This is a genomic window from Paenibacillus sp. FSL R7-0216, assembly GCF_037969915.1.
GTDB classification, from domain to species: Bacteria; Bacillota; Bacilli; order Paenibacillales; family Paenibacillaceae; genus Fontibacillus; species Fontibacillus rhizolycopersici.
Map to the genome: position 1 here is coordinate 4,977,905 of NZ_CP150222.1, position 20,744 is coordinate 4,998,648.

A 20,744-nucleotide genomic window follows, 5' to 3' on the forward strand; every position below is an offset into this window, starting at 1 on the left:
GGTCTTACCGTGACCTGAGAGAGACAGCTTTGGGGTTGGATTCAGGTTCCGCAAAACGTGCGGTACGGCCGGTCGCAGGCCTTCGGCAGCTCCGCGTATTCCGCCTGCTGCGGCGTATGCGCAAAGGGCTGCGCCAGCGCCTCAAGCAGGCGCTGCATCACGCCATAATCGTCCCGCACGACAGCGGCTTCGAGCGCTTCCTCCACCCGGTGGTTGCGCGGGATGACCGCCGGATTACTGCGGCGCATGAGTTCCCGGGCCGCTTCTTGCGATTCGGTCTGCGCGGCGAGCCGCGCCTGCCAGCGCTCCAGCCATCCCGACCACTCAGGGGTACCGGCCATCGGCGGTTCCTCTAGCCGACCAAAGGTCAAGGCGAGGAACGTATTGGTGAAATCAGCGTGGTGCTGGTGCATCAGATCGAGCAGGTCTTTGACGAGGGTGGCATCCTCCTCCTGTTCGCCGAACAAGCCCAGCTTCGACCGCATGCCTTGCAGCCAGGCCGCTTCAAATTGCCAGCCAAAGCCATGGAGCGCCTCTTCGGCGAGCTTGACGGCCTGATCTTCCTCCTCATGCAGCAGCGGCAGCAGGCTCTCGGCGAGTCTCGACAGGTTCCATACCGCGATGTTTGGCTGATTGCCGTAGGCATATCGGCCCTGACGGTCGATGGAACTAAATACGGTCGCGGGGTCGTACGCGTCCATAAAGGCACAGGGCCCATAGTCGATCGTCTCGCCGCTAAGGGCCATGTTGTCGGTGTTCATCACGCCGTGGATGAACCCGACAAGCTGCCACTTGGCGATCAGGGCGGCCTGGCGCCCGGTCGCCTCTCGCAGCAGCGCCAAATAGCGCCCGGACTCGCCGATGTCGGCGAGCTCGGCCAGCTGCGGGTAATGGCGCTGGATCACGTAGTCGGCGAGCGTGCGGACGTCCGCCGGCTCGCCGAATTGCGCGGCGTACTGGAACGTGCCGACGCGCACGTGGCTGGCCGCAACGCGGGTGAGAATCGCCCCGCGTAAGCCCTGTTCCCGGACCACCGTCTCCCCGGTGGTCACCACCGCCAAGCTGCGGGTCGTCGGAATGCCCAGCGCGTGCATCGCCTCGCTGATGATGTACTCCCGCAGCATGGGACCCAGCGCGGCGCGCCCGTCGCCGCCGCGCGAATACGGCGTCCGGCCGGAGCCCTTGAGCTGGATGTCGAAGCGATCGCCGCTAGGCGCGATCTGCTCGCCGAGCAGCAGGGCCCGGCCGTCCCCCAACATCGTGAAATACCCGAACTGGTGGCCCGCATAAGCCTGGGCCAGCGGCTCCGCCCCGGGCGGCAGCCGGTTGCCGGCGAAGACGGCAACGTTGGCTTCGCTTCGCAGCGCTTCAGGGTTCAAGCCGAGCTCCGCCGCGAGCGAGTCGTTCAGCACGATTAGCATCGGCGACCGGACCGGCTTGGTCTCTTGCTTCGTGAAGAAGAACTCCGGCAAGCGGGCGTAGGTATTGTCGAAATTCCATCCGGTTTGCGGATTTCCGTTTGATTGGCTCATCGGCTTCTCCTTCCTTAGGGTTGTCGTCCCGGCCGGATCTCCCTGCAGGACGTAATTACTTCATTGTACTGGATGGACGCGCTCCGCGAAACCCACCCACTTTACGCGCCGATTCTAGTGTTTTCCACCAAGCTTCCGTCGGATATTCTTCCGATGCCCCGATCCGAACGGGTTCCCCGAGCTTTGGCGTGGTTAGCGGAATGCCCCGCTGCTTGGCCTCCATGGACAGCTGACGGACCGGATCGTACCAGCTGTGCATCGCCAGCGAAAAAGCCCCCCAATGAATCGGAAGCAACACATTCCCTCTCACATCGAGATGAGCTCGCGCCGTTTGCTCCGGCCGCATGTGGATATCCCACCACCGGTCATCGTACTGGCCGCATTCCATGAGGGTGAGGTCGAACGGGCCGTATTTTCCGCCGATTTCCTTGAAATGGGGTCCATATCCGCTATCCCCGCTAAAATAGACCCTCTTCTTCGGCGTGGCAATCACCCAGGAGCACCATAGGCCGCCGCCGCCTTGTTTGAACAGCCTCCGCCCCGAAAAATGCCGGGCTGGCGTGCACGCCAACCGAACGCCCTGGAGCTCCAACTCTTCCCACCAGTCGTATTCCTCGATTTGTCCGGGGGCCACGCCCCACCGTTCCAGATGGCAACGGATGCCGAGCGGCCCGATGAAGCGACCTACCCGGTCCTTCAACTGCAGGATCGTGCCGTAATCCAGATGATCGTAATGATCATGGGACAGAAGAACAACATCGATCGGCGGAAGCTCATCCAGCGAGTCGATGGGCAGCTCGCGATTGAATCTTTTGCCGCCGCCGAGCGGCGACGTGGCGGGCCCAAGCATCGGATCCAACAGAAACCGTACTCCCCCAAATTGTAGGAAAAGCGCGGAATGGCCGAACCAGACAACCGTATCCCCCTGGAGATCTTCGAACGTCTGCCGATCCAACTTGACCTGAGGCAACGGCCGATCCGGTTTCAGTTGGGGGCTCCGCTGCACATACTCGCGCAGCGCCGTAATCATGCTGCCCGGCGAAGGCTTGAACATTTTCGTCTCCAGGGGATATTCGAATTTCGTTCCTTTATAGTTTGGAGATTGCCGATAGCGCTTCAGGTCTGCGGGTGACGGCTTGCCGCCAAACGGCGGGTACAGCTTCTGGAACAAATTCAATCCAACGGCTAGGAGCACGACGAGACAAATCAGAACAAATAACCACATCATCGGGTGGATCGCCTCCTCTGAACGAATCACTTCATCCAGGAAGGTTGTGCCAAAGACCGGCGATTTATGCAAAAAGACAGGCAACTGCTGGCTGCGCGGACTTCTGCTACTGTATGCCTCGCTCCTGACGGAAAGCCTCGATCCGCTCCCGGTTGTTCGCGTCGATTCGCAGCGAAATGCCCCGGCTATTGAGGACGATGCCATCCATATTTTCGGACACCGCCAGCAGGTCGTCGTAAGCCGCGATGTTGCTGCTCCAGACCGTTTTGTCGTAAACTTTCTCGAATTCCGGCCAATCGGTAAACGCCGGCAGCCAAGCCGAACCGTCCTCCGCGCTTAACACGCCGAATTGAAGGATGGCCCCTTGCTTCAACGTCTTCATGCCTTGCTCATCCGCGGGCGAAGGATCGGACTCCTTCAATTGCATGGGCAGCAAATACTTCGCCTGCAAAAGCTCATCAAGCATTTCCGCCTCCAGCGCGTTCAGCTCCCGCCCGCGTGCCTCCGGGTCACCCGTCGGCGCATGCAGCGTCTGGAAGAAACGGATCATCGCCCGCTGCAGCCCTGGATTGGTCACGGGAATGCTGATCTCCGGCGTCCCCGTCCAATCCGGCGGAGGCACGATCTCATCCCGGTTCAATTCGATGTGATACTGACCGTTGTCCACAAGGATTTTCGGCAATCCCAGAAGATGAAGCTGCCCGAACGTCCTCAGCACATCCTCCCCGCTGATCGGTTTCATCTCCAGCATCAAGTGCTGCTGACGGAAATAATCCTCCGCGTTCGCGGCATACGCCTCCTGCGAGAACATCCAAACCCGGTCTTCCCCGTCCAAGTAAGGATATCCGGTTGCCTGATCACAAGCGAGAACCAGCGTTTCGGCCTGCTTCACTTTTTCGTAGAGTACGCCCGTAAAGGCCTTGATCCGTTCGTCCAAATACACATCCGGGAAGGCCTCTTCCGCCTTAAACCGCTTGGCGGCATGCACTAGAAATATCAGCTCCTGAATCTCCAGCCCGCCGAGCTCTTCCCGCGAAATCTCCGGCGTTAACAGAAACCTCCGCCCGACCTCGTCTTTCCGTTCCTCGTTCATTCGGCACCCCATTTCCCATATCGTTTGAATATAGTATAGCTTATAACGATGTCGAGAAAGTAAATCATTGGTATAATCAGTTCAATGACGAAAGGAGGATCTATTCATGAATGATGATCATGGAAAACCCTTTTCCCATCCGGCTGATCCGCACGGCGCTAAAGCTAACTTTGATACGAATAAACATAAACTACACTCCACCGGTGTCCCCGGGTTTTGGAGACAAACCACAAATCTGCTGATTTTAGCCGGGGTCATTGCTGTAATTATTCTGATAAGCAGAATTCTATAGACGAACATACAAAAAAGGGGGGCGATTGGATGCACAAATACAGCAATATCATCTGCAGCCTGATTCTATCTGCTGCGTTTCTAGGTGGATGTTATCTGCTGGCCGAGCGTGGAGAAGATAAGCCCGATCCGGCTATACAGGAACAGAAAGTCAGCGAAGATAAGTCGATATTGACGGAAAGCGAATTAGCCGATTACCTAGGAATCACCAGGAGTGAGTTGCAAGACATTCTGGAATTGGACCGGAAGAAGCGGGGAAATTTCAATGGGAACGTTTATGATACCTACTCGTTTTTACCTCGCATGGAGCTCCCCAACCGAAGTTATATTTTTTTGAAAAGCGAAATTGAGAAATGGGTCGAGTATCATTCTTCCAAATTGGATTGAATCACGAGGTGTGAAGGGGGAAGTTACTCATGGATTTGCGCCTGAAATTTAATGAGGACGTCGTAAACTATGAGAAGATGCGCCCCACGTATGTGGAGGAGCTTTTTCAGGATGTGATTCGGTATTCAGACCTCAACCAGGGTAAGAGGGCCCTTGAAGTCGGCATCGGAACGGGCCAAGCCACCCTTCCTTTCTTGAACGCCGGCTGCGAGATTACCGCCATCGAACTCGGAGAAAATTTGGCCAACTTTTCTGCGGAGAAGTTTTCGGGGTTTCCCCATTTCTGCGTGATTCAGAGTGATTTTGAAAGCGTCAGGTTGGAGCCTAAGCAATACGATTTAATCTACTCCGCCACGGCGTTCCACTGGATCCCGCAAGAAATCGGATATCCCAAAGCGTATCAGCTCTTGCGAAGCGGAGGCGTGCTTGCGTTATTCTGGAATCGTCCGTTCCCGGCCCGGAAAGATGACCTGCATGAAGCCATGCAGCACATCTACGCGAAATACGCGCCCTCCTCGAAAGAACCTGCGCCGCATACCGAACAGAAAAGCTTAGAAATGGTTCATACCCTCGAACAATATGGTTTCGCCGACGTGAATTTCAAAATCTATCATCAGACCCGAACTTTTGATGCGCCAAGCTATGTGGCCCTCCTAAATACGTATTCGGACCATCGGGCTTTCCCGGAGGAGCTCCGCGTGCGTATAGAGCAAGAGATGATTGAGGCCATCAACCATTACGGCGGAAAGGTTGAATTACACGATACCCTCGATTTGTATTTAGCCAGGAAGCCGTAGCGAATTAGGGAAAGGAGGACGACATTTGAAGCGGAGATTGATTCTATTAACGATGGTGTTAGGCGTCAGTGCTATTATTCTTTTCCTGTACCTGTACCCTCAACTCGGCAGAAACACGAAATATGATCTTCAACTTGGACACGTTCCAAATCAGGAGTTCGCCAGGATGAATGATCATTCGGATCATTTTAAAAACAATGCCGTTCTCATCGCCATGGCCATTTACCCGGACAAGAAGGAGAGCCTTCGTCAGGCTCAGTTATATGTAACCAAACGCGGGGACAGCGAAGTTCTTCAAGTTCAAAAAGAAAGAGAAACGGCTGACTTGGCTGCCTTTGAAATGCGACTCAAAAATTTGGAGTGGGGGCCTGGGGAATATACGCTGTATTTCAAACGCGGATTGGAAATTCAGATGAAGCTTGATTTTACGTTGGAGTAGCTGATGCTTCACATAAAAGAAAATAACCCGTCCAGGTTAGCGCCAGGGGTGCGGGTTATTGATCCAAGCACTTTGAGGTTTCCCACCCAAAATGTTGTGCGGGGAGTCGGATGGCCGTCCGGCTCCTTATTTCTGTCCTAGGCCCTGCCCAGAGAATAAAAGATGCCGGTTCCCGCCTTCGCTCAGCCCCCCAACCCATGAATCAAGGTCTGCACGATCGGACTGTTCCCAAACGCCACTAAAGCCAACCAACCACTAAACACGGTCCACGACAACTAAAAACTTAGTCGACTATGTTGAGGGCTATCTATCATCTCGGAAATTACCTGGAGCAGGTTTAGATAAATCAACAATAGCTAATGTTGTTCTCAATAGTTTAGAAGAACGAAATGAGGCCTTTAATTAATCTTTTTAAAAAATAGCACTCCAAACCCGCTTCATTAAGCGGCGACCCTGCAGTTATAATCCAATCGGTTGGACTCCAACATTACATCCTCGAAGTCCCAACCGACCACCTCCTCGTGTTTCGCAATCATTAAATTTCCCAACAACTCCAGCATCACGGACATGCAATGTCTTTACCAATCATGCTCGGTTTCTCAAACTCGCACCCATATTCATTAGCTGTACATAACTCCTATAGCTCGTTATATTTCGTCATCTTGCCAAAAGACTTGTCCACCGGATACTTGGCGCCGTTCCGCCGCATTTTGTCGCGAATGATCTCCTCGATGTTGAGGTCCAGCGCATCGGCCAGATACACGGAGTAAATCAGCACGTCGGCCAGTTCGTCGGCGATGTCTTGTCTCTTCTGCGATACCGCCTCTTCGGACGATTTCCATTGAAAATTCTCCAGCAGTTCGGACGCCTCCAGACTCAGCGAGATCGCCAAATCCTTCGGGTTATGGAATTGCCCCCAGTTCCGCTCCTCCCGAAAAGCGAGCAGCATTTGGATCAGCTCTTCATTCATGTTTGTACTCCTATCCTTGGTGTAATAGCGTTTGAGCCGCGCGTAAACGGCGCAAAAAAGAGGCGGTCCTCCCCCTTGATTCGGGGCCCGCCTCTTGTCGTCTCTTGGTGTGGCCATGCTTTGGCCCTTGGTACATTCTTCCTACTCCCAAGTTATTACGAAATGGAAGATTCGTCAAATCCCGCCTAAATCCGTCTTACGAGTTCGGGGTTCGGTGACGCAAGTAATAAACCATGATTGCCAGGGTCGCTGACAGAAAGACGATTTGCATCAACGTACGGGGAAGCACCGCATCATGCGCGGCTGTCGCCATGCCGGAAAGGGCATAATTTACATTTGCCGGAAACATGCAGAGGAGGAGAAGCGAGAGTCCTCCCGCCGCCCAGATGATCGTCGGGCGCCACAGTAAGCCAATAGCTCCCGCCAACTCCAAAACACCGGTGAGCGTGACAATAAATCCAGGGTAAGGCAAAATGGGCGGCACCATGCTTATAAGCTCCTCCCGCATCCAAACGAAATGCACCGTACCGGTCAACACAAACATCGCTGCAACCCCGCCCCGGAGGGCAATCGGCCAAGGGCGCAGTCGTTTGATTCCCGCAGCTCCCAGGGCAAGGATCACCAGCGTAACAACGATAAGGGTAATCAGGGGTTCCATGAGCAGACCTCCTTTATTTTCAGATTAAGCGAATCCCATGGCATTAGAAACCTTTGGTGATCATGAGAAAAAGAATCCCGAGCGGCAGCAAGGTAGCCATCGTGCCATACACCGCCCAATTTCGAGAGGCCTTATGATATTCCGCTGTGACGGTGCCACTCTCAATGCCATCGGCGCTCAGGCGGATCATTTTGCGCTGCATGGGAATGAGGATAAGCAGCCAGATCAGTCCGGTCACGGCAAACAAGCCCAAGGAGAAGGTCAGCCAATTGAGACCCGCCAAAGAGTAGCCCAAACTCCCCGTCATCATGCCGCCGGAAAGGACGATCAGGGCAAGCCCGGGAATCGTAAAAATATAGTCCGCAATCATTACATTCTTAGCTGCATCGTGCATGATTAGTGGATTTCGAGTCCGGTCGGCCCGTATTTTCCAAAATGCCGCCGTTACGATATTCCCAACCATCAGTAAGACACCAAGAACATGCAAGGTCAACCAAATTCCCACGCCCGCTCATCCTTTCTCTTCCCGTTTTTGCCGGGGTTCAAAATGTCCGTCATCAGCGCGGTTAAGTCCTGCGCTTTAACTATCGCCTGCACATTCGGAATTCTTGCGCGAATTCGGAAGCCGAGTGTCATCAAGGTGAACAATTCCGCCGTTTTGTCCGCCTCAACCGTTTTGGGAATGACGCCGTGCTGCTGACCTGTTTCAATCCAGAGTTGAGATAAGAAAACGGATCGGTCGTAATACTGCTTCAAGGCCACCGCGACCGCCGGATCCTCCTCTTTGCCGAACAAGTACACGAGCACTTTGTTGGTCACGTTCTGCGGATTTTCGTATTCGACAATGCTGTCCTTGATTTTCTGCATCGGATCATCAAAGTTCCGCCGACCTTCCTCGATCTCATTCATGAAGCGTCTGTTGGTTTCTTCAAGCCCTTCTTGCAGAAGCATCACAAAGAGTTCATCCTTACTGTTGACGTAGTGGAAAATCGCGCCTTTAGACAGGCTGGATCTGCCCATGATGTCCTGCATCGTAATCGAATGGCATCCCTTCTCCTGAATCAACGCTTTCGTTGCATCGATCAGCTGTCTTAACGTTCGTTGTCTGCGCTCCTCCTGTTTCAAAACCAACCCTCCAGATCATACTTCAAATTTTATGTAATTTCATTATAAATACCGACCGTTGGTTTGTAAATAGTGAAACTTAACTGATCGCTGAGAGTTATAATAGGTATAAAAATCGCACATGGAGGAATCCAGCCATGCAAGGATACCCCAACAAACAAGCCTTAATCTCTGAAATCCAAAAAACCGCTCAGCTTTTTATCGCGGAATTCGAAGGAATCCCCGAAACGGATAAAGCCTTGCGGTTGGAGGAAGTGGACCGTACGCCACAGGAGATGATTGCCTATCAGCTGGGCTGGATCAATCTCATTCGCGGGTGGGATCGCAACGAACTGGAAGGCAAAGAAGTCGTTACTCCCGCGCCCGGATTTAAGTGGAATCAATTAGGTGGTTTATATCAAAGCTTCTATGACCCGTATCGGGACCAAACCTTATCCCAACTCAAGGCGTTGTTTATAGCGGCTGTCGATGAGCTGACGCCCTGGCTTGAGAGCTTCAGCGATGATGAATTATTTGCGCCGGGAGGCAGAAGGTGGGCTGCTTCAACCCCATCCAACTGGCCGATTTGGAAATGGGTCCACATCAATACCGTAGCGCCTTTCAAATCCTTCCGCAGCAAAATCCGCAAGTGGAAGAAAGTTCGCTCGTCGATGAAGACATAAGCGCTCCCCCGCCCCTACACCCCCATCTCCCCCTCGATCCGCTTCATAAACTCATCTACCGCGCTGTAACCTAATTGCTTCAAGTACCAGTTGTTCGCCGCGGCCTCGATCAGGCCGGCGACGTCCCGGCCGGGTTGGAGCTGGATTTCGATATGCGGGATTTGGACGCCTAAGTATTCCGTGAACTGCGGCACCGTCTCCAGTTCGTTGTTGAGGGCATTCTCCTGCCACGGCACCAGCTCGATATCCAAGACGATCCGCGTCTCATCCTGAAAAGCCCGGCGTCCGTATTGGCGGACCACGTTAATCAGCCCGATGCTGCGTAATGCCAGGAATTCGCGGGTTGTCTCGTTATGGGTTCCGAGCAGCGTGGTGGGGCTCAATTTCTTCAACACCACGATATCGTCCGCGACAAAACGGTGCCCCCTGCGGATCAGCGTATGCGCCGTTTCGCTTTTGCCGATCCCGGACTTGCCGCGAAGCAGGATGCCGATGCCCGATACGTTCACGCACACCCCGTGAATCGAAATCTCCGGAGCCAATGCCTTGACCAGGTAACCGTCCAGCTTGGCGATAAACTCCGTCGCGGTCTCCTCCGTACGCAGCAGCGGAATGCCCTCCTCCTCGCAGTACAGCTCCAAATAAGGAATCTCTTGTTGTCCGGACGTCACAATGAAGCACGGAGGGTGATATTTGACGATATTCCCGATATGCAGCTTGCGTTCCTCCACGCTTAACGTCAGCAAATAATTGATCTCCTTACGTCCCAGCACCTGCACCCGGTTCATCGGAAAAAAATCGAAATATCCCACGAACTCCAGCCCCGGCCGATGCGCCCGGGGACGATCGATCTCGCGACCCAGGTGCTCCTCCCCTGCCAGCACTTCCAAACGGAACGTGTCCACCAGCTTCTGTACGGTGATCGTTTTCATCTGATTCTCCTCCTGCTATTCAATATGCGATGTCGTTCCCATCCAGCGCTCCGGGTTCTTCAGCGGCTCGTTATCGGAGAACAAATCCGGCTCCTCCCTTAACATTTCCGTGATCACTTCCGCCACGGCGGCCGCATCGCATACTCGAACAACCGCATCCCCCAGTTTGCCCTTACGCATCGCGCCGCGAACCTCAAGGACTTCTTCGACTTTCCAAAAATGTTCCGACCAAGGCAACCCGCAATGCCTGCGGGAAGGGACCGGAATCTCCGTGCCATCCGGCGTAATCGTGTATAACATCTCGTGGTCGTCCGTCATTCTACCCGGGATATCCGCCCATTCCTCGACGCCATGAATGAAGGTATTCCGTTTCAAATCAACCCCCACCAGCAGAATCGTCGCTTTGCGGTCCAACAGCTTCCCCCACGAAGAACCTCGGGCACAAGGCGTATCGAACAGATGATCCTCCGCCGTAAACGCCTCGGCCTCCCGCCCCAACGCGGCGACCGAATGAGTAGGATGCCACGAGCGAATGACCCCTGGCCTTTTACGGAAGAGTTCCGGTAGAATGCCCACACACACCGGTGAATTTTCGACCTCGAACCGAGGCTGATCGTGATTGATGTACGACCAGGTATGGGTAGGCAACACGAGCAACCCTTGCTCCATATACGCCGAAAAAGCATCCAACACGGTATCCGCTCCGCCCTCCACTTCGCCTAAGCTTTTCATGGAGGAATGGACCAGCACCGTTCCCGTACCGTCCAGGCCTAACGCCTCCAGTTGCTTGAATAAACTCTCTTTCGTATGCCTCATCCTTGCGCTCTCCCTTCGTGTACGAATCTTGCTGCCTCGGCGCACTGCTCTTCTGTCACGCCTTCCAATGTTACGAATCCACGCGGTTTGTGTTGCTCCAGCAGCTTCCAAAACAGCGGGTAATTCAACTCCCCAAGCCCGGCGGCGGTTTCGATCAGCAAGCCGTTCGGGCTGCGCTGCAAATCCTTGGCGTGGGCGCTCACGATGCGGGGGCCCAGCAGGTCGAAGGCCGTTTGAATGACTTCATCCTGGCGGGTAAAGTTATCGGCATTCATCAAGTTGCAAGGATCGATGACGACGCCAACGCAGGAGGACGGGAAGCGTTCCAGGGTTTGCGCCATCGTCTCCGGCGAATCGATGAGATGACCTTGGGCGGCTTCGAGACCAATGGTCACGCCCCAGCGCTCCGCTTCTTCTACAAGCTCCTCCAATGCGCGGTTGAGGCGCTCCTCATACTCCGGCAGGCGGCTTCGATCCGCCGGCTTGCCCACCTCCGTCGCCACGATCGGCGCGCCGAAATGCCGCGCATGCCGCAAATGCTCTTTAAACCGGTCCACGTTGTGCCGGTAACTCTCGTCATCCAAATCGATCAGGCTGGCGTAGCAGCCGAGTACGGCAATCCGGACGCCCTGATCCGCAAAAGCGCCACCGATCTCGGAGGCCAATCCCGGGCTTATTTTTCCCAACGAGCAATCCACATCCGAAATGGCCTTGGACAAAGCCAACTGCACATACGGAAACTCATATGCGGCTACCTTCGCCGCCAGTTCCCGAAAGGGCTGCTTCCCGAGCAAATGCGCTAGAATGCCTACCGACATCCATCTCTCCTCCTTTGGGCTTCAATCCATACGTACTCCTCCGCTAAAGGATACATTCGACTTCTCTCGGTAAACTCCTGTGTCAATGATGTGAAGTAGCTCCTCTAGCCAAAAGACCTCACCCGCGCTTCGCAGCGATCAAGCAAGGTCTTCTTCGCAAGCTTTCTGCAGCCGATCACTTTCTTCGATACATCTGGTTGATTTGGTCGGCCAAGTAGCTTGGACTATACGGGGTGCCTTCTTCGATCCACCAAGAAACGATGCCAAGCGATGAGGCGGCAACGATTTGGATGGGAACCTGCTTCGCGGGATCCGCCGTCTTCCTCCGCTCCCTTCGAATCGAAACGATATCGGTGAGCATCGCGAATAACCGGTGGCGGAACTCCTTATTTTCCATGAGGACCTGAAATAATGCCGCGTTCTCGTAAATTTGCTCCAAAAACGAAACCAGAGGCGATTGCTCCTTAGACGGGCCGCTCTCGGTGAGCGGACGCATTCTTCGGGCCAGCTCGTCCAGCACTTCCCTCGTTAACTGCTCCAGCAAATCCTCCACGTCGCGGTAATGCAAATAAAACGTAGCCCGGTTCAATCCCGCACGACTCGCCAAACCCTGGACAGTGACTTTATGCGGATCGGCGCTCTCCTGCAGCAACGCAATCAGCGCCTCCCTAAACAGGCGTTTCGTTCGCGTGACCCGAGGATCTACCTTCTCTTCTGGATTGGTCGACATCTCATCTCTCCTTTGATGATCATCTGCAACTTATTCGACATCGTTCCGTCCCCCTGTCGCATAGTCTACACTTCTCCGTAAAGTGTAAATGGCCTTTTACCGGCTCGCATGATACTATGTTTTATCGACAGAGTATCAATTAGTCGACGTTACGTCAATAAATGACCTTTTGAAAGGAGCCCGACCTTGAATCCCTCAACCCCACAGGTGAATAAAAAAATCCTGATGCCCGTCCTGCTATTGGGCTCATTCTTATCGATCCTGAACCAAACGATCCTCAACGTCGCGTTGCCCGATCTAATGAAGGAATTCGCGATTACCGCGACGACCGTTCAGTGGCTGATTACCGGCTTCATGCTTGTAAACGGGATTTTGGTGCCGGTCACGGCATTCCTCATGCAACGGTTTACGACCCGCCAGTTGTTTATCTGCTCCATGCTCCTACTACTGGTCGGAACATTCATCAACGCCATCGCGCCAAGCTTTCCGTTTCTCTTAACAGGACGGCTGATCCAAGCCGCAGGTGCCGGCATTATCATGCCCCTCTTGATGATGGTTGTATTGGTGGTGTTCCCCAAAGAAGGACGCGGAGCGGCCATGGGGCTCATCGGCCTCGCCATGATCGTCGCTCCAGCGATCGGGCCAACCTTAGCCGGCTTCGTCATCGAGCATCTATCATGGCGCTGGATTTTCATCGGGATGGTGCCGCTGGTCGCCCTCGTCATTCCGTTGGCCCTGAAATATTTGGTGAATGTCTCGGAGACCTCGAAACCGAAGCTGGATCTTGTCAGCATCGTCTACTCGACCATAGGCTTTGGCGGTATTCTGTTTGGCTTCAGCAACGCGGGCAATAAAGGCTGGGGGAGTGCCGAAGTGCTGGCTTGTCTCCTCGTCGGTGGTATTTTTCTGTTCCTGTTCTGCCGGCGACAATTGAAGGCTTCCACCCCGCTTATGAACTTGAGAGTGTTTCAGGACAAGATGTATACGGTCACGACGATCATCAGCGTATTGATTATGATGGTCATGTATGCAGATATGATCTTGCTGCCGATTTACTTGCAGGCCAGCCGGGGATTTTCGGTGCTGGAGACCGGTTTGCTTCTGTTGCCGGGGGCCTTGATCAACGCATTATTGTCACCGGTTTCCGGACGCTTATTGGATAAGTTCGGGGTCAAGCCTATCGCCATCATCGGTTTGCTCTTCACGATTCCCGCCATCTGGGGAGTGACGCATTTAACCGAAACGACGACCTATACCTACTTGGTCGTGCGAACGATCGTCTTGCGCATCGGGTTGAGCTTCCTCACGATGCCGCTCAACACCGCTGGATTAAACGCTCTACCGAAGCACATGAACACGCACGGTTCCGCCGTGACGAACACGGTCCGGCAAGTGGCGGGAGCGATCGGAACGGCGCTGGTCGTCACGATCTATACGGCGAGAACCAAATTCCACGCCGCCGATTTGATGGAATCGGGCCGGGCACTTTCCAAGGCCCAACTGAAGGAGATGTCATCGATCCTTGGCACGAACGACGCCTACCTGTGCATGGCTGTGCTAAGCGTCTTGATACTGGCGGTCACGATCTTCATGCCCAACCGAAAAGGAGCGGCCGGATCGAAAAAAACGGAAGAGATGGCAGCACAACCCGCTGAAGAATCCTAAAGTGAAGGCGATCGGACTTTAACCTCCGGTCGCCTTTCCTATTTCCGGGCTTCCAACGGTAATCTATTCGATTTTTCATATCCAATTTGATAGAAATACCGGAAATGGCCGATTGTACGCGATTTTTCATATAGAATTCATCGGAAGTCTGCGGAAACGCCTCATTCTATTCGGTTTTTCATATAGATTTCCGATTCCATTCATCCAAAACGAAATTGTGTATGATTTTTCATATCAAATGCACTAGCGAACGACGCCTCGCCCTTGCAGTCTGGCCCATGAAGACCTTCCACACTTGCACCGCACCTTGCCGCAAAAGATGTGATCCCCCACCTTGTACCTCCTGCACAATCTGTTATCTTTCTCTTTCTCGTGAAATAGAAATTTTCCCCATGACAATCCCTACCAATTCATATAAAATATTAAAGTCAATTTAAAATAATTTTTCGGCACAAGGCTTCGTATGACCCATGTCAGGGAGTACCCAAATTCGAAGGAGGAATGAAATTGAACAAACCTCGCAGTCTGAAATTCATCCTGATCTCATCCCTGTTGGCAGCTAGTTTGGCAGCCCTGCCGTTCTCGGCATCTGCAGCGGACAGTACCGGAGCGGCGACCGTCGAGCTTCGCATCCTGGAGACCACCGATCTGCACGTGAACATTGTTAACTATGATTACTTTGCGGACAAGCCAACCGACGAGTACGGCTTGGCTAAGACGGCTACGCTGATCAAACAAGCTCGCTCGGAAGCGAAGAACAGCTTGCTCATCGATAACGGCGACCTGATTCAGGGCAACCCGCTGGGCGATTACGTTGCAACCGTTGACAAGCTGCAGGAGGGCGAGACCCATCCCGTCTACAAAGCGATGAATTTGCTCGGTTATGATGCCGGCAACTTCGGCAACCACGAGTTCAACTATGGCCTCGACTTCCTCAAGACCGCCGTCAAAGGCTCGAATTTTCCTTACGTCAATGCCAACATCTATCTGGACGATAAGGATCAAGATCCATCGAACGACAAGAACGCCTTCACCCCTTATCTCATCCTCGATAAAGAGGTAACCGACAGCACGGGCGCGAAGCACAAGCTGAAGGTCGGAATCATCGGCTTCGTACCGCCGCAAATCCTATCCTGGGACAAAGCGCATCTCGAAGGGAAGCTGGTCACGAAGGATATCGTGGAGACGGCGAAGAAATTCGTGCCTCAGATGAAAAAAGAAGGCGCCGACCTCATCATCGCGGTGCCGCACTCCGGCTTCGAGGACATCCCGCAAACGCCGCTGATGGAGAACTCGGTCCTGTACCTGAGCAAGGTAGAAGGCATCGACGCGATCTTGTTCGGCCACGCGCATAAGGTATTCCCGGATGCCTCTTTTGAAGGTAAGACGGGCGTCGACTTGGCCAAAGGCACGATCAACGGCGTACCGGCCGTCGAACCGGGGTATTGGGGCAACAACCTCGGAATCATCGACCTGACGCTGGAGAGATCCGGCGATGCCTGGTCGGTGAAGAACTCCAAAGTGGCCGTAAAGCCCATCTTCGACACCGTGAATAAGAAGTCGTTGGTGGACGCGGACCCAACGATTTGGGATGCAATCCAAGAGGATCACGAGCACACGCTGGAGTATGTCCGTGGACCGGTCGGCAAAACCAGCGCGCCGATCAATAGCTGGTTCGCTTTGATCCAAGACGATCCCTCGATCCAAATCGTTACCAATGCGCAAAAATGGTACGTAGAGAAGCATCTGCAGGGCACAGAATATGAAGGCGTGCCCGTGTTGTCGGCCGGAGCCCCGTTTAAAGCCGGCGGACGCCAAGGCGCGAACTACTACACCGACATTCCGGCAGGCGACATCGCCATCAAGAACGTGGCCGACCTGTACCTGTATTCCAACACGGTGAATGCCGTGCTGGTGACCGGCGCTGAGTTGAAGGAATGGCTCGAATGGTCTGCCGGGCAGTTCAACCAAATCGATCCGGCCAAGACGGAAGCTCAAGAACTGGTTAACTATGACTTCCCAACGTACAACTTCGACGTGATCGACGGCGTGACGTATCAAATCGACGTGACGAAGCCGGCTAAATACGACGCCAAGGGCGGCGTGTTGAACGAGAAATCGAGCCGCATCGTGAACCTGTCTTATAATGGCAAACCGATCGATCCGGCGCAAAAATTCGTTGTCGCCAGCAACAACTACCGCGCGTCGTCCAGCAAATTCGCGAACCCGGACGGCAAACGGATCATTCTAGCCTCGCCGGATGAGAACCGCCAGGTGATCATCGACTACATCCGCGAGAACGGCACGATCAACCCGACCGCGGACGGCAACTGGTCGCTCGCTCCGTTCGGCAAGGCCAACGTCACGTTCGCAACTTCACCAGCCGCCAAAGAGACGGCTTCCAAGTCGGGCAGCTTGAAGTACCTGGCCGACACGAAGGACGGTTATGCCACCTTCCAACTGAGCTCGACTACCGAGTCGGCCAACCCGGCACCGACACCGACGCCTGCGCCAGCTCCATCACCTGAACCGGCTCCTGCTCCTGCTCCTGCTCCGACGAAGCCGACGCCCGTTCCCGCTCCAGCTCCTTCGGCCGGGACGGACACCGTCTACATCGTCAAGAAAGGCGACACCCTGTACGACATCGCGCTGGAGCACGGCACAACGTGGCAGGCTCTGGCTAAATACAACAAACTGTCCAACCCGCATCTGATCCGGATCGGACAGAAGATCGCGATTCCGGTGAAATAACGATCCCCAAGGCACCACTCGTCAAGAGAGCCGCCGATCGAGTTAGTCTCGATCGGCGGCTTTTTTCCACATTCGACATGGGTGATGACCAGATTTTACGCGACGCTAACATTCCGTTTACGCTAAAAAGGTCGGAGCGTGATACGATCGGACTATAGAGACAAGCTTTGCGAAGTCCCGGTCTCGATTATATGGAACTAAAGGATGAATCCGACATGAAAACGCCGCTCTCTCCTACCGAGGTGAATAGCGGTCTGTATCATTACATGACCTATTTTTATCACGCCACCCGCCAATATTGGCTGTCTTCCCGAAGGTTCTACGCCCTGCAGCAGATCATCCGCAACCAAACGCTGACGACGTTTTTCCAACCTATCTTGAATCTGCAGAACGGAACCTGCCTGGGATATGAAGTGCTGAACCGTCCGCCGGTATCGGCCTTGTTTCCCCATACCGAATCGTTCTACGACTTCATCGGGCAAACGGACCAGGTGTTTGCCTTCGAACGCTTTTGCCGCGATATCTCCTTCAACCGCTTCCGGCTTGCCTTGATCCGTTCTCGCAAACCGGCGGACACCATTGTATTCGTTAATATACATCCGCAGGTGCTGTCGGACCCCGGTTACCGGAGCGGCGAAACGATCCAACTCATGTCCCGGTACGGCTTATCGCCGCAACAGGTTGTGTTTGAACTGACGGAGAAACAAGCGGTACACGACTACGTTGCCTTCGAGCGCATTTTATCTCATTACCGTTCCCAAGGGTTTCGCATCGCCATCGACGACGCCGGCTCCGGTTACAACAGCCTGAAGGCCATCGTGAGCTTGAAGCCTGAATTTATTAAAATCGACAAATCCCTGATTCGCCATCTCCACCTTCACCCTAATCAACAACGTATCGTGATGCTGCTTCAGGAGTTTGCGGCCGAATCCGGCACGCATATCATTGCCGAGGGCATTGAGGAGCCGGAAGAACGAATATTTCTCCAACGGGTGGGTATCGAATATGGGCAAGGATATGCACTTGGTAGACCGGCTACGGAAATGGGTAATGATGCTTTGCGAGAAATCGTACAGTAATGGTGGATAAGAGGGAGGGTGTACGACTTGTTGACGAACATCGGCGAAATTGCGGAGACGATCCCGATCGTCGCTCCCGACACGAAATGCGGCTTGGTCAACCATCTTTTTAAGCAAACTCCCAAACTGGAAGGCATAGCGGTTATTGACGAAAACGGTCGTCCGGCAATATTGATGCGAGCTCGGTTCTACCAACTGCTGGGCACACAATACGGCTACCAGATTTATATGGGCCGCCCCGTCATGCTCGTCGTAAACCCTCATCCCCTCGTCGTTGAATGGGACGAGCCCATCACGGAAGTCAGTATCCGGGCGATGAACCGTTCTGAGGAAGAGCTATACGAAGGCGTTCTGGTCCTGCGGGACGGGAAGTTGCATGGGTTTGTCAGCATCCGACGCCTGCTATTGGAAGTTGCCAACATCCGAGCGGAGATGGCGAGTTTCCTGAATCCACTGACCGGGCTCCCCGGCAATCGACTGATCGACGACCGCCTGCAGCAATCTTCCGGGCAAGAGCAATTCAGCGTCCTCTACATCGATCTCGATCATTTCAAATCCTATAACGACAGTTACGGCTTCAAAATGGGCGACGCGCTCATCCAGGCTACGGCGAATTTGCTGCGTGAGCCCTTCTCCGGCCAGGGGTCTTTTCTCGGCCATATTGGCGGGGATGATTTCATCGCCATCTTGAACCATCACAACTATCCGTACGCATGCACCAAAATCATCGATGGCTTCGAAGCCCTGAAGAAGGAGTTCTATAGCAAAGAAGATCTGAAGAACAACTACGTCCTGGGCGAGGGACGTTCTGGCGTTTATGGCCCAATTCCACTCGTATCGATCTCTATCGCCGTGGTAACAAACCGGATCCGCAACTTCGAGAACATGGAACAAATCGTTGAGGAAGCCACCCGAATGAAGAAAATTTGCAAATCTCGGCCCGGCAGCATCAGCATCGCCAATTAGTTACTCGGTCGATCCCTCCTTAACCTTCGGTTCATTGTGATGTGCCCCTTCCCGTTTTTAAGGTTCATTAAAGGTTCGCAGCGTATCCTTGGTCCAGATCAAGAACTTCGCCAAGGAGGCTGAATAGTCCATGCAGGAACGACAGACCCCACCGCGGGATCGTAAGAAAAAGGAAATCATGTACGTCAAATTCGGACTAGATCTGCTGATGGCGTTGACGTTTGTCCTTTTCTTCAACAAACAGGTGCTGGGCGGGCTCCCTTTCCATGAAATCGCCGGTGTCGCCATGGGCGGCGCGATTCTGACCCATATTTTGCTGAATTGGCGTTGGGTAGCCAAGATCACGATGAAGCTCTTCGACCGCAAATTGCCGCTCAAAACGCGATTCAGCTATGTCCTGAATTTGCTTCTGCTGGCATCCATGGGATTCGTGATCATCAGCGGGATCTTCATCTCCCGGGTGGTATTCCCCAATATCCACCTCGGTAACGAGTCCTGGTTTAAACTGACCCATATGTCCGTGTCCTACCTCGTCCTGATCCTGGTGGCCATACATATTGGCCTGCATTGGAAATGGGCCGTGGGCGTGTTCCACCAAATTATTCATTACCGCATGAAGAAACCGAGGTTAGGGGTCCTCGCCAAAGTGGCTGTGGCACTCCTTCTGGTATTTGGGGTTTATCAAATGTACGCCACAAACTTCGTCGGTCATGTGCAGAGCATCAGTAACGTATTGGGCTTGAAATCGATGACGGCACACGCGGGTGACTTCGGTGACCGGGAGAGAGGCCAAATGGATGCGGATGGTGATTTCGATCGGGAGAGCGGCGAAAGACCTCAATGGCCTGACGGCGACGAAGGAGGATCCCGCGAGGGCTTGGACCATTCCGGGAAACCCAGTGGCGGATTACGAGGCGAAGGGCGCGGGATCGGATCGGTCGGATCGGGTCCGAACGTTTTTGGCGTAATCGCCGAATACTTGGGAATCATCGCCGTAATGGTCATCGCCGTGTATTACCTGGAGAAATGGCTGATGAGGCGAAAAGCCTTCCGGAAGCTGCCAGTCCGCAACGAATAGGATGAAAAAAAGAGCAGCGGGATAAAAAATCCTGCTGCTCCTTTTTGCGAGGTACTACAACTTCACCGTCTTGTTCAATTCGGCTTCCGTTTCTTTGCCGGTCAGTTGGGAGAACATACGCTTGACCATCTTGACGAGATTGCCCGTTTCCCAGTATTCCGCCGCCTCGGCCTTCACTTTGATCAGGACTAGACTCGGGTCATCGCTGGTGGTGTGCAGGAATTTGGCGTAGGCCGCATTCCAGAATTGGTCGATCTTCGCCCGGTCGTTGACCACCTCGGCAGTTCCGCGTACCGAAACGTAGGAGTTCCCCACGTACGACACGTTGACGCTGGGATGCTGCTTGAGTTGGGTGTATTTATCTGTCTCCTCTTTCGTCAGAAACCAGAGGTCGCCGTCGAATTCGACCTCCTGGGTTTTCATCGGACGCGACACCAGCCCTTCCTGCGTGACGGTGGTCAGCATGGCGATCTCGATGCCTTTGATCAACTTCCGGACGGTTTCCACGGCTTCCTGGTGCGCCGTTTGGTCATTTGTCATATCTAGTTCACTCCATGTTGGTTATTGGGGGTGGATGGGTACTGCTAGCTACCCCGTTAGAGTGAACCGAGAAGGGCAAAATTAACCATTCTGGGCGCGGATGGCGGAACAAATGTTGTATGTATTGCAACATTTCGAACATAAAAGCCCGCCCCCCTATAGGGGAGCAGGCTTAATCATGCATCCG

The 20,744-nt window shown here is 53.9% G+C and carries 22 protein-coding genes; 10 read left to right on the forward strand and 12 right to left on the reverse strand.

The annotated features are described in order from the left end of the window. Positions 1–41: 41 nt before the first annotated feature. From MKZ15_RS22905 to MKZ15_RS22915, 3 genes are all read right to left on the reverse strand, one after another. Positions 42–1,532, reverse strand: a complete 1,491-nt coding sequence (locus tag MKZ15_RS22905) for a YdiU family protein (protein WP_339818469.1) — start codon at positions 1,530–1,532, stop codon at positions 42–44. Positions 1,533–1,587: 55 nt separating this feature from the next. Next, positions 1,588–2,760, reverse strand: a complete 1,173-nt coding sequence (locus MKZ15_RS22910; protein ID WP_339818470.1) for an MBL fold metallo-hydrolase — start codon at positions 2,758–2,760, stop codon at positions 1,588–1,590. A 106-nt stretch (positions 2,761–2,866) separates the two neighbouring features. Then, complete coding sequence (locus MKZ15_RS22915; RefSeq protein ID WP_244868403.1) at positions 2,867–3,853, reverse strand: SseB family protein; 987 nt, start codon at positions 3,851–3,853, stop codon at positions 2,867–2,869. A 106-nt stretch (positions 3,854–3,959) separates the two neighbouring features. On the opposite strand from MKZ15_RS22915, the gene MKZ15_RS22920 reads away from it, so the two are divergent. Genes MKZ15_RS22920 through MKZ15_RS22935 form a run of 4 tightly spaced genes read left to right on the forward strand, consistent with a single transcriptional unit; the run spans position 3,960 to position 5,767 of the window. Beyond that, positions 3,960–4,145, forward strand: a complete 186-nt coding sequence (locus tag MKZ15_RS22920) for a hypothetical protein (protein WP_339818472.1) — start codon at positions 3,960–3,962, stop codon at positions 4,143–4,145. 29 nt (positions 4,146–4,174) lie between these two features. Next, the gene (locus tag MKZ15_RS22925) at positions 4,175–4,531 is read left to right on the forward strand and encodes a hypothetical protein (RefSeq protein WP_213622384.1); all 357 of its coding nucleotides are present in this window, start codon (positions 4,175–4,177) and stop codon (positions 4,529–4,531) included. Between the two features lie 29 nt (positions 4,532–4,560). Then, positions 4,561–5,328, forward strand: coding sequence for a class I SAM-dependent methyltransferase (locus tag MKZ15_RS22930; RefSeq protein WP_339818475.1), 768 nt, complete (start codon positions 4,561–4,563; stop codon positions 5,326–5,328). Between the two features lie 25 nt (positions 5,329–5,353). Then, a complete protein-coding gene (locus MKZ15_RS22935; protein ID WP_339818477.1) occupies positions 5,354–5,767 on the forward strand; it encodes a hypothetical protein in 414 nt (137 codons plus the stop codon). Between the two features lie 637 nt (positions 5,768–6,404). Here MKZ15_RS22935 and MKZ15_RS22940 read toward each other — a convergent pair. From MKZ15_RS22940 to MKZ15_RS22955, 4 genes are all read right to left on the reverse strand, one after another. Then, positions 6,405–6,737 carry a nucleotide pyrophosphohydrolase gene (locus tag MKZ15_RS22940; RefSeq protein WP_339818481.1) on the reverse strand — a complete coding sequence of 111 codons (333 nt, stop codon included), beginning with the start codon at positions 6,735–6,737 and terminating at the stop codon, positions 6,405–6,407. Between the two features lie 196 nt (positions 6,738–6,933). Beyond that, positions 6,934–7,395, reverse strand: coding sequence for a hypothetical protein (locus MKZ15_RS22945; RefSeq protein WP_339818482.1), 462 nt, complete (start codon positions 7,393–7,395; stop codon positions 6,934–6,936). 43 nt (positions 7,396–7,438) lie between these two features. Next, positions 7,439–7,900, reverse strand: a complete 462-nt coding sequence (locus tag MKZ15_RS22950) for a DUF2269 family protein (RefSeq protein ID WP_213622389.1) — start codon at positions 7,898–7,900, stop codon at positions 7,439–7,441. Next, on the reverse strand, positions 7,885–8,520 hold the full coding sequence (locus tag MKZ15_RS22955) for a TetR/AcrR family transcriptional regulator (RefSeq protein ID WP_339818483.1): 636 nt from the start codon (positions 8,518–8,520) through the stop codon (positions 7,885–7,887). Before MKZ15_RS22955 ends, MKZ15_RS22950 begins: the two co-directional genes overlap by 16 nt. A 137-nt stretch (positions 8,521–8,657) precedes the next feature. On the opposite strand from MKZ15_RS22955, the gene MKZ15_RS22960 reads away from it, so the two are divergent. Beyond that, complete coding sequence (locus tag MKZ15_RS22960) at positions 8,658–9,182, forward strand: ClbS/DfsB family four-helix bundle protein (protein WP_339818487.1); 525 nt, start codon at positions 8,658–8,660, stop codon at positions 9,180–9,182. Positions 9,183–9,196: 14 nt separating this feature from the next. On the opposite strand, the gene hprK is transcribed toward MKZ15_RS22960, so the two are convergent. The 4 genes from hprK to MKZ15_RS22980 form a co-directional block, all read right to left on the reverse strand. After that, positions 9,197–10,114 carry an HPr(Ser) kinase/phosphatase gene (hprK, locus tag MKZ15_RS22965; protein ID WP_193416895.1) on the reverse strand — a complete coding sequence of 306 codons (918 nt, stop codon included), beginning with the start codon at positions 10,112–10,114 and terminating at the stop codon, positions 9,197–9,199. A 15-nt stretch (positions 10,115–10,129) separates the two neighbouring features. Beyond that, complete coding sequence (locus MKZ15_RS22970) at positions 10,130–10,930, reverse strand: AAC(3) family N-acetyltransferase (RefSeq protein WP_193416894.1); 801 nt, start codon at positions 10,928–10,930, stop codon at positions 10,130–10,132. Further along, complete coding sequence (locus MKZ15_RS22975; protein ID WP_339818491.1) at positions 10,927–11,748, reverse strand: sugar phosphate isomerase/epimerase; 822 nt, start codon at positions 11,746–11,748, stop codon at positions 10,927–10,929. The genes MKZ15_RS22970 and MKZ15_RS22975 overlap by 4 nt, the downstream gene beginning before the upstream one ends. 175 nt (positions 11,749–11,923) lie before the next feature. After that, positions 11,924–12,478, reverse strand: coding sequence for a TetR/AcrR family transcriptional regulator (locus MKZ15_RS22980; RefSeq protein ID WP_339818493.1), 555 nt, complete (start codon positions 12,476–12,478; stop codon positions 11,924–11,926). 225 nt (positions 12,479–12,703) lie between these two features. Here MKZ15_RS22980 and MKZ15_RS22985 point away from each other — a divergent pair, with 225 nt between their 5' ends. The 5 genes from MKZ15_RS22985 (at position 12,704) to MKZ15_RS23005 (ending at position 20,017) form a co-directional block, all read left to right on the forward strand. Continuing rightward, positions 12,704–14,143, forward strand: coding sequence for a DHA2 family efflux MFS transporter permease subunit (locus MKZ15_RS22985; RefSeq protein WP_339822568.1), 1,440 nt, complete (start codon positions 12,704–12,706; stop codon positions 14,141–14,143). A 564-nt stretch (positions 14,144–14,707) separates the two neighbouring features. Further along, entirely contained in the window at positions 14,708–16,894 is a 2,187-nt protein-coding gene (locus MKZ15_RS22990) for a bifunctional 2',3'-cyclic-nucleotide 2'-phosphodiesterase/3'-nucleotidase (protein ID WP_339822570.1), read from the forward strand. Between the two features lie 215 nt (positions 16,895–17,109). Then, positions 17,110–17,973 carry an EAL domain-containing protein gene (locus MKZ15_RS22995; RefSeq protein WP_339818496.1) on the forward strand — a complete coding sequence of 288 codons (864 nt, stop codon included), beginning with the start codon at positions 17,110–17,112 and terminating at the stop codon, positions 17,971–17,973. Between the two features lie 18 nt (positions 17,974–17,991). Further along, positions 17,992–18,939, forward strand: a complete 948-nt coding sequence (locus tag MKZ15_RS23000; RefSeq protein ID WP_339818498.1) for a GGDEF domain-containing protein — start codon at positions 17,992–17,994, stop codon at positions 18,937–18,939. A gap of 130 nt (positions 18,940–19,069) precedes the next feature. After that, complete coding sequence (locus MKZ15_RS23005) at positions 19,070–20,017, forward strand: DUF4405 domain-containing protein (RefSeq protein WP_339818500.1); 948 nt, start codon at positions 19,070–19,072, stop codon at positions 20,015–20,017. A 54-nt stretch (positions 20,018–20,071) separates the two neighbouring features. On the opposite strand, the gene MKZ15_RS23010 is transcribed toward MKZ15_RS23005, so the two are convergent. Beyond that, positions 20,072–20,557, reverse strand: coding sequence for a pyridoxamine 5'-phosphate oxidase family protein (locus MKZ15_RS23010; RefSeq protein WP_155604688.1), 486 nt, complete (start codon positions 20,555–20,557; stop codon positions 20,072–20,074). Positions 20,558–20,744: the final 187 nt, after the last annotated feature.